Origin of the sequence: Sinorhizobium terangae (assembly GCF_009601505.1) — a bacterium.
Taxonomy (GTDB): Bacteria; Pseudomonadota; Alphaproteobacteria; order Rhizobiales; family Rhizobiaceae; genus Sinorhizobium; species Sinorhizobium terangae.
This window is the reverse complement of the sequence record NZ_WITC01000135.1, coordinates 42,517-54,413: the sequence shown is the minus strand read 5'-3', so window position 1 is coordinate 54,413 and position 11,897 is coordinate 42,517. Positions and strand designations below refer to the sequence as shown.

At 61.1% G+C, this 11,897-nt stretch carries 7 protein-coding genes and 1 pseudogene; 1 reads left to right on the top strand and 7 read right to left on the bottom strand.

Annotation, left to right across the window (positions count from 1 at the left end; all coding sequences use genetic code 11):
• Positions 1-114: 114 nt before the first annotated feature.
• The 5 genes and pseudogenes from GHK62_RS32505 to GHK62_RS32485 form a co-directional block, all read right to left on the bottom strand.
• The gene (locus GHK62_RS32505; RefSeq protein WP_153439764.1) at positions 115-1,113 is read right to left on the bottom strand and encodes a site-specific integrase; all 999 of its coding nucleotides are present in this window, start codon (positions 1,111-1,113) and stop codon (positions 115-117) included.
• Positions 1,110-2,054: a tyrosine-type recombinase/integrase gene (locus GHK62_RS32500; RefSeq protein ID WP_153439765.1), complete on the bottom strand. Its 945-nt coding sequence runs from the start codon at positions 2,052-2,054 to the stop codon at positions 1,110-1,112. Before GHK62_RS32500 ends, GHK62_RS32505 begins: the two co-directional genes overlap by 4 nt.
• Entirely contained in the window at positions 2,051-3,289 is a 1,239-nt protein-coding gene (locus GHK62_RS32495; protein ID WP_153439766.1) for a site-specific integrase, read from the bottom strand. Before GHK62_RS32495 ends, GHK62_RS32500 begins: the two co-directional genes overlap by 4 nt.
• Positions 3,290-3,379: 90 nt before the next feature.
• Positions 3,380-4,408: a tyrosine-type recombinase/integrase gene (locus tag GHK62_RS32490; RefSeq protein WP_234887128.1), complete on the bottom strand. Its 1,029-nt coding sequence runs from the start codon at positions 4,406-4,408 to the stop codon at positions 3,380-3,382.
• Positions 4,409-4,742: 334 nt separating this feature from the next.
• Positions 4,743-5,048: pseudogene (locus tag GHK62_RS32485) on the bottom strand (ParB N-terminal domain-containing protein); the annotation flags it as partial.
• 343 nt (positions 5,049-5,391) lie between these two features.
• Between GHK62_RS32485 and GHK62_RS32480 the strand changes: the two are divergent.
• Positions 5,392-5,667, top strand: coding sequence for a hypothetical protein (locus tag GHK62_RS32480; RefSeq protein WP_153443119.1), 276 nt, complete (start codon positions 5,392-5,394; stop codon positions 5,665-5,667).
• 300 nt (positions 5,668-5,967) lie between these two features.
• Here the strand turns inward: GHK62_RS32480 and GHK62_RS32475 are convergent, their stop codons facing one another.
• A complete protein-coding gene (locus tag GHK62_RS32475) occupies positions 5,968-11,085 on the bottom strand; it encodes a DEAD/DEAH box helicase family protein (RefSeq protein WP_153443117.1) in 5,118 nt (1,705 codons plus the stop codon).
• A gap of 96 nt (positions 11,086-11,181) precedes the next feature.
• The gene (locus GHK62_RS32470; RefSeq protein WP_153443115.1) at positions 11,182-11,787 is read right to left on the bottom strand and encodes a DUF1419 domain-containing protein; all 606 of its coding nucleotides are present in this window, start codon (positions 11,785-11,787) and stop codon (positions 11,182-11,184) included.
• Between the last annotated feature and the right edge of the window lie 110 nt (positions 11,788-11,897).

The following is an 11,897-nucleotide window of genomic DNA, read 5'->3' as shown; positions in this document are numbered from 1 at the left end:
CACTATCTACCCTGCCGGACTATGTCGGGAAGCTTTTTCCTCAACAGTAAATGACTGAGGAATAAGGATATTTCTTACAGAATCTCCCAAGCTACCCGACATAATCTATCCGATTTACAGGCTGTTCAAGAACCCCAACAAATTGTCGTCAGGTCGGTAGCGGGATGATTTGCCGGAATATGGGGAGGTCTTTGCCAAGGCGGCCTCCTTCATCGCCAATGTCGCCTCGAGATAGATTTGTGTGGTCTCGACCGATTCATGGCCGAGCCACAAGGCAATCACGGCGCGGTCGACGCCCGCTTGCAGCAGGTCCATGGCCATTGTGTGCCTCAGGCGATGAACAGTGACGCGCTTTCCGTTCAGCGATGAGCATGTGCCAGAAGCAGTCTGGCGGTGCTTGTTCAAGATGTACTGGACACCATGAACGCTGAGCCGCTCGCCTCTGGCGCTGGGAAACAGGATGCCCTCTTCTCCGCGCTGAGGTTCCTTCAGCCAGCTTCTCAACACTTCGGTTGTCGACTTGGCGAACGGGGTGCATCTTTCCTTGCGCCCTTTGCCGATGACGCGCAGATGAGCGCCTGCGCCGAAGAACAGATCGTCCCGCTTGAGACCGGTGATCTCCGATAGCCGCAAACCGGTCTGCACGGCGACCAGGAGAAACGCGTGATCACGCCGCCCGGCCCATGTCGATCGATCTGGTGCGGCCAGCAGTGCATCCACTTCAGGGCGGGTCAGGAAGCTGACGAGCGTTCGAGTGAAACGCTTGCTGGGAATGGCAAGAATACGTTGAATTTGAGCGGAATGTTCCGGTACCTCGAAGGCCGCGTAGCGAAAGAATGAATGAATTGCCGTGAGGCGTAGGTTGCGGCTGCGGACGCTGATCCCTTGGTTGCTCTCAAGCTCATCAAGAAAGGCCGTAATCAACGGGGTGTCGATCTCCTCGAAGCTCAGGCGAGACGGCGCCTTATGCAAAGTTCGTTCGGCGAACTTCAACAACTGCCGAAACGTGTCCCTGTAGGAACTGATCGTATGGGGGCTTGCCTGACGCTGTTGCATCAGGCGTTGAATAAAAAAGCGCTCTAAAAGCGGCGCCAGACTGGCATACTTGATCATGTCCGATCCTCCCAGCGGCGTTCAAGACGGCGCATCGCCTCTGTCATCAGCTCAGGCGAGGCGCTCAGATACCATTGCGTATCGGCCACGTGGGCATGGCCGAGATAGGTGGATAAAATGGGCAAAAGCCGCTCTGGATCTTGCTCGGCTTGATACCAGCGCAACAGCGTATTTGTGGCGAAGACGTGCCGCATGTCGTGCAGACGCGGGCCGTGACTGTCATCGATCCCGCGCAGGCCAATCCGCCGGGACAGAGCATAAAATGTTCGATGAATGTCACCCACGTCGAGGCGATTACCTCGATAGGATGTGAACAAATAAGGGGACGCCGCCAGGGCCGAGTTATGTCGTTGTCGGCGTTTAATCAGATCTTGTAGCACCGCGCACGTTGATGCGTGCATGGGCACGAGACGGGACTTTCCGAACTTCGTGCCGCGGATCGTCAGCACCATGGCGTCGAAATCGATGTCCGAAAGCTTGAGGTTCCGGGCTTCGCCGAGGCGCAGGCCAGCAACGCTTAGCAATCCGAACAGGCAGTAGAATGTCAACGGCCTGAGCTTGCAGCAGGTGTATCGGCACGGCATCTCAAGTGCGGCGGACAGAAGACGCCGGATGTCGGCATGGGAGTAAAGATAGGGTAGCGCCCGCTTCGGGCGAAAAGGCAGCAGCCCGTCAGGCGGAATTTGTGTCCGCGGATCGGTGGCGACCCAATGACGGGCAAATCCGCGCACGTAACCCAGCCGTGCCGCCCAGTGAGAGGGCTGCGTATGGGATGGCCGCTGGGCCCATTCGAGGGCCAGTTCCATGGTGATATATGGGGCATCGTTGGCTTCCAAGAAACTGACGAAATCGATCAATCCTCTTCCCGCTTCTCGTAGCTTGAACCCCAATCCGCGGCGCATCTCGATATAGTCGTGGGCAGCCTGTCGGAGTGCGCTCATTGAACTTCTCCCGGCCATGCCACAGCCAATGTTCGCAGGGCGTTGAGGTCAACCTTGGCGTAAATCGCCGTTGTCTCCATATGACGGTGCCCCAGAACTTCGCCGATCTCACCGAGCGAGGCGCCGCCACGCAGCATCTCTGAAGCGAGGCCGTGGCGGAACTGGTGCGCTCCTGTTGTGGGGGCATTGATATCGGCCCGCCGAAGGCAACGGCGGATGACGCATCCAAACCCACTCGGACCCTCGAATCCCCGGATCGGGGCCTTGTCGCGCAAAAAGACACGGCGGCAGGCACTTCGTGGCCGCCCGTTCCGTAAGTAATCGGCGATAGCCTCACCAACATCAGCTGATAACGGCAAGTCATTGCGTTGACTGCTCTTGCCCCGGACACGGATCTGCCCGGCGACCCAATCGATATCGTCAAGATCAAGCGTGATCACCTCGCTCGAACGAAGGCCGAGCCGCGCCAGCATGAGGATCATGGCATAGTCGCGGCGTCCCATGGGTGTCTGGCGATCGATGCTGGCAAGCAACCGGGTTACATCGTCACGGCTGATCGCACGAGGAATAGACGAAAGCCTCCAGTTGGCGACGATCGGGACCGCGGCAGCCAAATCTGAGGTGATATCCCCGTTATAGCGCGCATAGGAAAGAAATGATCGCAACGCGGTGGTCATGATCTTCGCGCGTCTTATGTTCAAACGCGAAGTTCTCTTTTGAACAAAGTCGGTCACGTCGACAGCGCGCAACTCTGCGAGCAAAACAGCACCATCACTGAAGCAGAAATTGAGGAAATCCCGGACGACTGGCCGGTAATTTACAATTGTTTTGCGGTTCAGGGCGCGGGCGTCTCGCAGATACGACTCGTATGCCTGCACATGCAGTTCGATCGGCGACGGCTGATACTCGTCCTTGACCTCTTCGGGCATGGCACCGACACTTCGCAAAAAATCCAGCAAGTGTCGGAGAGCGGCGTCATCTCCACGCTTTGGCCGGCGAAATTGTGCTCGCTCCCGCAAATAACGTCCTGGGTGTTCTCCACTTATGCCAGCTAGAGCAATCCGGTTTTGCCAAAGCCAACTGCTGAAACCGGCCGCCATAAGCACCTGGTTCCTCGTTGAGACAAGACTGTAGCCCCGACCAACGAGCCATTCAGCAAACGAAATAATATAACTCGCGACGGGCCCTTCAGGAGGCCGCGACAACGCAAATTGATCATTGATGCGATACTTCATTGTTTGCTCCCTTCCCAAGCTGAATTGCTGGAAGGGCTACGAACTATCTCTACACGCTATCTATAAATCCTTGATACCTCTGATCGAAATCTAGTTACCCGACATAGTCCGGCAGGGTAGATAGTGCCTCAGATAATGCAAGGTTCCCGTCACACCGGCCGCCCGGAACGCCTCAGCAAACACCGCCGTCAATCGTGTCTTGCTGACGGCGTTTCCCTGAAGGTTGAGAAAGAGCGTGGAGGGCGGCCGATAATCCGGCCGCTGGCGCCGCAACGCCCGGGCCTGCGGCGTGCGAACCTCGTCGATATAGCGCTGCGTGCGGTCGACCAGGCGGATCGGCGGGTAGATCGTGCGCGGCTTGTCACCCTTGGTGATCGTCAGCGGCACGCCGATCAGAGGATGATCGTCGTCATCCAGATGCGCCGTCTCCGGAACCTGGAAGACAGCCAGGCCGCAGAGCTCCTTGCGCCGCAGTCCCGTCGCCAGCGCCCATTCCGCCATCAACCGGTAGGGCATCTCCAGATGCGCAAACACCCGGCGCAACTGATCGACACGCAAGGGTCGCGGCAAACGTTCGTGCTCGGCGACCGTCAGGATGTTCGCCGCCATGACACCCGGACGCCCATCCACATGCGCCAGGAACGATTGTCGCCGGCCAGAGCCCACCCGCACATCGACAAAGTGGAACGGCAGGGTCTCGATCCATCCGCGGCCCTGCGCCCACGCATAGAACCGGCAGACCGTGCGGACTCGATCGTTCACCGTCGACCGAGCATATGGCCGTTTCGTATGCGGGCTCGGCTGTGACAGCATGCGATTGCGCCAGGCAGCAATCTCAGCCTCGCTCACGCCGCGCCAGTCGAGACCAGATTGCTCCAGGCTGTCGAACCAGTCATGCAAGTGCTCGCCATAAGTCCGGATAGTTTCCGCCGCGTGGCTGCGGCCCGGGATCGTCGCCAGTTCCATCAGCCAGGCGAACGCCGGCTCGATGATCGCCATCCGTTCCGACACCAGGATCGGAAAGCCGGCCGGGATCGCGGCATAACCCATCGCCGCCTTGATAATCCGCACCACGATCTGTCCCCTTTGCTCGCGACCGCTCGAAACAGCAAAAGACATCGGCCAAGACTCAAAGCCCTGCACAGCAACAAAGAAGACAGTTTCTCGAACAGGATGTTATCTTGAGCGGAGCGCCTTCGGCGCACTCTTCTCTTTTGATTGCGAGGGGTTCCCCTCGCGCTCTCCCGTTCGCCACGTGGCAGGGGTGCAGGACTTCGCCTGCACCCCATCAAAAAGCTTGTGGTGTCGCCGCCGCCTCAAGCATTGTCCTCGCTACGCTGCGGGAACGCTTGACCCGGACGTCTGTGTGCCTTCCTCGATATGCCCCGCGAATATCGCCCACAACCATGACGGTCGTACGAACCCAACAGGACAGTTGCGACGCAGAACCTAAGAGTTGTTCGCGGGCGATGTTCTCGACCATCGAGCGCATGGCGCCGTTGTCGTTGGCAGCCTCGCGCACAAGGACCTCGATCTCCTTGAGTCCAGCGGCGATGGCCTGCTTCACCCGCCGGTGACCGGCCTGGATGGTGTAGCCGTTGCCGCCATCCACCTCAGGGGAAACCACGGGTGGCTGGATAATGCCGACGGCCTTGACCGTAGCGAGCAGCAGCGCGTCGGCTTGCGGCGAAGATTTCGAGCGGCGGGCGTCGTCGGGATTGTCCTTCAGGGCACGCGGGTCGATCTTGATGATCTGCATGGGAAACTCCTTCTATGGGGTTCTGGGACGCGGCTTCTTGCCGCTTCGTCCAGCCTTCACTCCTTTGCGAAGGCACTTCCCGGACCGCGGGGCGGGCGGACCTGCGCAACTGCGCACGAGCATTCCTGCCGCGAAGCACTAGCGGGGCTAACAGCCCTGCGCGGGGCGACTGGCAGGGGTGAGGAGGGCGCGGTTGAGCGTCAGCGGCGCAGCGAGGACCGCTCCGCGATCGCTTCCTCTTTTTCCTTTTCCTCTTCTTCCCCGAAACCGTCAGCTAATACTTTTGCTAGTTCACGCCGCCGGAAACGAGCCGTAGACAGTGCCATCGCTCAAGGAGACGCCGATGCACGCTGCCAAAGAGATTTTTGCTTACCAGGTCATTCCGGGAACCGACGAAGTCTTGGCGTTTGCCGAGACCTTGGCGACCGCCCGTCGGGAGGCCTCTGAACACTGCGAAGGCTTGAAAGCGATGGGCGAGAGCGTTGAAGGCGGCATTGCGATCTACAGGGTCCGCCTGAAGGATCCGAGCCTTTCCGACCTCGTGACTGTCCTGAACTATCCTGAGGATACCAGGGAGCGGTTGGTTCAAGCGATCGAACGCCTCGCTGTGGTCTCTTGAAGGACTGGCCCGTAACCGTCCTGGATCCGTTGCGCCCGTCGGACCCTCGTGGGAATACAGAGATAGACGCTGTGTGCTGGGACGAACACCGATACGTCGTTTGACAGAAAAAAGGGCCAGCGGAAACCGCGGCCCATAAGGTGTGAAGGTCAAAACCTCCAGAGGGGAACAGCTGGTGCGGCGGTACTGGGAGGAGAAAACCGCCATGTGCATCAGCTGCAAGCACTATGCTCATTTTTTGACCGGATGGAAAACATTTATTGTGCAAAGCAGCTATGCAAATGCTGCGTTGCTCGCAAATCACCCCTTGCAACGGCTTTCGTATAATGCGGCCTTTTGCATCACTTCGTGATCGTCACGTGCCGCCGCCGCAAGAGCTTCGTCGACCTCGCGGAGCCGGCGGCGCTTTTCTGCCAATTCGCCGGCGAAGGCGAAGCTACCGCCCTCGCGCGACCGATAGGAAGAGAGCCGCCGACGCGCTTCCTCCAGTCGTTGGCGATGGTGCTCCCTCTCCTCCTCGAAGCCGTTCAGCGCGTGTTCAAGCCGGGCGATGGCGCGGAGCGGCGTGACGGTGACGGCGAGATCGATCTCCTGCGTCGCGCCAGTGCGCTGTAGCACCGTCTGATAATGATAGTTGTCTGCCTTGCCGAAGCGCTCTCCCTCAAAGACGAGATCGAAGCCGCCGATCGATGCGATGGGGACCGCGCCTTCCTTCTGAAGCTGGACAAGCATGAGGATTTCCTTCATCAGGCCTCGACCGGCTACTTTGCGCTCGTCGTAGTGCTGGTCCGCCACAGTCATCGCGAAGGCGTCAGCGGCAGTGGGGACGAGGCGCTCGATGTCCTTGCCGACGTCGCCGATGCGCCGGGTCGAGATTTCGATGTCGCGCTCGGCATCACGGATCTGCCGCCGCACCGCGAACAGGTCGTCGTCATGGGCGGCGCGCAAACGTTCCAGCCGAGCGATGTCGGCCTCGAGCCCCGCCTTCTGCATCAGGCGCTCATCGCCCGATGCGATCGCCTTTGCCATGGCGAACTGATTTGCGGCACCCTCACCAAGGTCTTCGAGCCGCCGGATCGAGGTGTCGCCGGAGAGCGCCGCGGCGATGAAGCGGGCTTTGCGCTCGTTGTTCTGCCACATCGAGGCATCGAGCGAGCCTTGCGTTGCATAGGCGAAGATATCGACCTCGTCATGCTGGTTACCCTGGCGGACGATCCGACCTTCGCGCTGCTCGATCTGCGACGGCAACCACGGGACGTCGAGATGATGCAGTGCCTTCAATCGGAGCTGCGCGTTGACGCCGGTGCCCATCGTTTCCGACGAGCCGATCAGGAAACGGACCTTGCCGGCGCGAACGTCGCCGAAAAGACGCTGCTTCGCCTCGGTCTTCTTGTAGTCCTGCATGAAGGCAATCTCCGCCGCCGGCACGCCGAGGCGGATCAGTTCGTCGCGGATCCAGCGATAGGCCGAGAAGCCGCGCGATTTCTCGACATTGATCGTGCCGAGATCGGAAAAGATCATCTGGGCGGCGCCGGGCAAATCGAAGGGCTTGCCGTCCGGCCGGACATAGGCGTGTTCGCCGGTCTCCTGCCAGATGCGGAAGGCATTATCGACGAGCAGATTGAGCTTGTTGTCCGGTTCGTTGTCGCTGTCGGGATCGACCAGGCGCAGATCGATCGCCGCATGCCGACCGTCGGTGATGACGGAGAGTAGGATGTCGTCGCCCGGCTTGGCCGGCCCCTCACGCTTCTCGATCGCCTTGATGCGGGCGTCGAGAATCGTCTGGTAGCTCCTGAAGGCCTGGGTCGGCTTAGCCGTCAGGATCTGGCGCCGGCCGGTCGAGATCGCCGGCACCTTCACATATCGGCGAAGATCTTCCGGCATGACGACGTCCGCGAAAGAGCGGAACATGGCGATCAGTTCCGGGACGTTGACGAAGCTCGCGAAACGGCTCACCGGCTTGTACTTGCCTGACGGCTGGATCTCCAGTTCGGTGGTCGTGTCGCCGAAGGTCGACGCCCAGGCATCGAACTCATGCAGGCCGCGCTCGCGCAAAGCCTCGTGGCCGAGCATCCGTTGGACCGAGAACATTTCGCCGAGCGTGTTGGTGATCGGCGTGCCCGAGGCGAGCACCAGCGCCCGGCCCGGATTTTTCGTTTCGATAAACCTGGATTTGGCGTAGAGATCCCAGGCGCGCTGCGACCCGTTTGGGTCGATGCCCTTCAACGTCGACATGTTGGTGGCGAAGGACAGCTTCCGAAATTCCTGTGCCTCGTCGACGACGATCTGGTCAACGCCGATCTCGGAAATCGTCAGCAGATCGTCCTTTCGGGTCGAAAGCGCTTCGAGGCGCTCCTTCAGGCCCTCCTTCAACCGCTCGAGCCGCTTGCGCGACACGCGGTCCTCATTGTCGACCTTGGTCAGCAGATCCTCATAGAGCTCAAGCTCAACCTGGATCATTTGACGCTCGAAGGCCGACGGCACGGCGATAAAGCGGAACGCCGAATGCGTGATGATGATCGCATCCCAGGTGGCTGTCGCCGCGCGGGACAGGAAGCGGGCACGTTTGTCCTTCGTGAAATTGGTCTCGTCGGCGACAAGGAGGCGAGCGTTCGGATAGAGTGCCAGGAATTCGCGGGCGGCCTGAGCCAGGCAATGCCTGGGTACGACGAGCATCGCCTTGGCGATCAGCCCGAGCCGGCGCTGCTCCATGATGGCCGCCGCCATGGTCATCGTCTTGCCCGCGCCGACGGCATGAGCAAGGTAGGTCGAGCCGGACGAGATGATCCGCCAGATGCCCCGCCTTTGATGCCCATAAAGAATAAAGGCGCCAGAGGCGCCGGGTAGCTTGAGATGGGAGCCGTCGAATTGTCTGGGCGCGATATTGTTGAACCTGTCGTTATAGACTCGCGCCAAGCGGTCGGTGCGATCCGGATCCGTCCAGACCCAGTTCTGGAACGCTTCCTTGATCCGCTGAAGTTTGTCGCGCGCGGCTTCCGTATCGACGACGTTGAGCACGCGCCGCTCTCCGTCGACGCCTTTGAAGACGTCAAAAATCTGCGGCACGCGGCTGTTCAGCGCATCGGCAAGCAGTTCGCCGGCATGCCGGCGGCTGGTGCCCCATTCGGAGGTGCCGACGGCGCTAAGCCCAAGTTGCCGCGCCCCCACGGTCCATGAGCCGAGCTCAGGCATGTGGTGGATGCTGATGTCGGCGCCCATCGTTTCCTTGACGAAGGTAACGACGTCAGAAGTCGGGATCCACGGCGCACCGAGGCGGGCGGTGATGTCAGATGGACGCAAATCGGCGGGCTGGACTTGCTTGAGGGCACGCACGTTGCGCTCGAAGGCCGGGTCCAGCGCAGCGGCGGCTTCCGCGGTCGTCAGCTTGGTGCGAACCGCACCGGAGAGATAGGAGTCCGACGTCTGCCAGGATCCATCCGCCGGATCGCGAAAGATCGCGTCGGCAAGGTCGTCGACCACCTTCTCCGTATCGACGTGCAGAAGCTCGGCAATGTGCTCTATGTCGACGCGGCCGCGCTCGTTGAGCACGACGGCCAAAGCATCGGCAGCGGAGGTAATGACCGGCGGGGCAGGGGGCGCGATCACCCGCTCCGAGAAGATCGGACCGGGCTTGGCCGTGTCGGTCTCGAGATCGTAATCCTCGATTGAGGCGACCAGCCAGCAATCGGGATCGTCCAGGAACGGCTGCAGGTTCGGCCGGCGATGCGTCTCGCGGACCTCGCCCGTCTCGGGGTCGTCACTGATCGAGACCGTCGTGTGGTTGATGGGACCAAAGTCGCGGACAAAGCTCGACCAGGCAATGCGCAGCCGAACCTGGAGATCGCGCCATGGTCGATCTGCCTCCTGCGCTTTCAAGATTTCGCGCACCGCGTCACGGATTGGGATCAGCTTGGTGATGATCCGGACGTGCTTTTCGGGCAGCCCTTCGCCGCTACGGCCCTTACGGACCGTCACCGCGACGGGTGTGCCATCAATCATCTGCATCAGGCCACGCTTGACATCGATGAAAAAGCTGCCCTCGCGGATCCTGGCATTGTCGGGCTTGAGATCGACGATCTCGGCGAGTTCAGGTTCCATGTCGATGTTGATTGGCGTCGGCTCGCCGTCATAGCTGCCCTCCGGCAGCAGATCGATCGCGGCGTTCAGTGTGGCTTCGAGATCCTGATCCTTCGGAGCAATGCAGGTGTAGGTCTCGCCGAAGGGTCCGGATGTCAGGGCATGCTGGCCGAGAACGAAGTCCGGATGCCGGGCGAGCCAGCGATTGATCCTGATCGGCCCTTCATCGGCAGTCGCGGGGAGTATTTCTTCCAGATCGAGCCAGGAGAGGTCGCTTGTCGGTTCACCGGCGATGCGCTTGCGGAAGAAGAGGATGTCGACGACGACATCCGTGCCGGCGTCGCGCCGGAAGCTGCCTTCGGGCAGACGAATGGCAGCGATCAGGTCGGCCGACTTGGCGATGTATTCGCGTGCGGTTGCATCAGCCTTATCCATCGTGCCGGAAGTGGTAGCGAAAGCAGCAAGCGCGCCCGGCTTTAGAAGATCGATAGAACGGGCAACAAAATAGTCGTGCAGGCGAAGTCCGAGCGACCGATAGGCTCGGTCCGAGCGCACCGTTCGATCAGAGAAAGGCGGATTGCCGATGGCAAGATCGTAGATCGGGGACAGCTCGACGCGGGCGAAGTCGCCATTGACGATCCTCGCCTTCGGTTGCAAAAGCCTGACGATCCTCGCCGTAACGGGGTCGAGCTCAATGCCGGTAAAGAAGCTCTGATCGCGCAATGTTTCCGGCATCAGCGCCGGAAACAGTCCGGTGCCGATGCCTGGCTCCAGCACCCGGCCGCCGCGCCAGCCGAGGCGTTGGAGGCCGGCCCACATCGCCCGGATGATGAACTCCGGCGTGAAGTGCGCATACTGGGTGCAGCGAGCGAGCGAGGCATAGTCCGCTTCCGGCACCGCGGTTTCCAGTGCGCCTCCGAGCTCATCCCAGCCATCGCGGAAATCAATCTCGCCCGGTCGGCGAAACATGCCGTTGGCAAGATCGCCGGCGCCGAAACCAGTGAAACGGATCAGCCGTGCCTGTTCTTGCCGTGTGGCCGGTCGATCCTGCTTCTCGATCCCGGCGGCGAGGAGGATCGCGGCCACGTTGATGCGGGCGCGCTCCTTCCACGATGCGGCGAGGTCGCGGTCGCCGTCGAGATAGAAGTTCGCGCGCTGCCCATGCCGCTGCGGGCGGCTTGGTATCGCCACGGCAGGGGCGGGTGCTGGCGGCGTCGGGTCCGGCTCGTCGTCATTCGCCGCCTCCGGTGCGAAACCGCCGAAAGCGGTCACGCCGAGGCCGAGGCCGGAGGACAGTGCGCTCGAACCGAACATGTCGAGGGTGAAGGGCTCATTGCTCATGGAATATCTCCTGCTGACGGGCGTCGTCGTCCGGCGTTCGCCGGCGCTCGGGCGTACGGATGCGGGTAGGTGGGAGAGGTGACGCCGGACCGCCGCTCAAGCGGCGATGGGCGAGGGAAGGTGACGCAGATGCACCGGCAGCTTTGCAGCGATCTCGTCGTCGGTCAGGTCTTCGAGGAGCTTCAGAAAGCTCCCTTCGTTGCCGCCGTAGAGCATCACGGTCCGTCGGCCGCGTGAAGGTTCGGGCCAGCGCGCGCCGGCATAGCCGCGATAGTCATCCGCGGTCGTGCTCCAGATGTGCTCAAGCCGCTCATCGCGAGTCATGGACCGTGCGGGGCGGCTCTCGCGTTCGATGATGGCGAGCCGCATCTTCTCGACCGACGAGCGATCGGAGAGGTCGCAATAGCCGTGGAAATGGCGGACGACGCCGTCGATCCGCAGCGCAAAGAAGATGCTCGTCACCGAACCGATGAGGAATTCGCGCATGGCGAACATGGAACCGCGGACCCAGAGTGGCGGGAGGATCTCGAACATGTAGTCATGTTCCGCCTCGCCGATTTCGAACCACTCCCTGGCATAGAGTGCCGAGGGATCGCCGTCCCAGCGGTGCGGGCGCTGCGCATGGCGATCAAACATGCGGAACATCTGTTGGCGGCTTGCTGCGCCCTGGAAAACCTTGCGGATGGAGGTGGAAGAGGTCATCTGCTACTCCTTCGGTGTTGCGTGAAGCGGGTGCGTGGCCCTCGCGACCTTGCCATCCTCTTCAGTCCTTCATGACACCTCCCGGGCCGCCGCGATCCCGCATCGGCGGG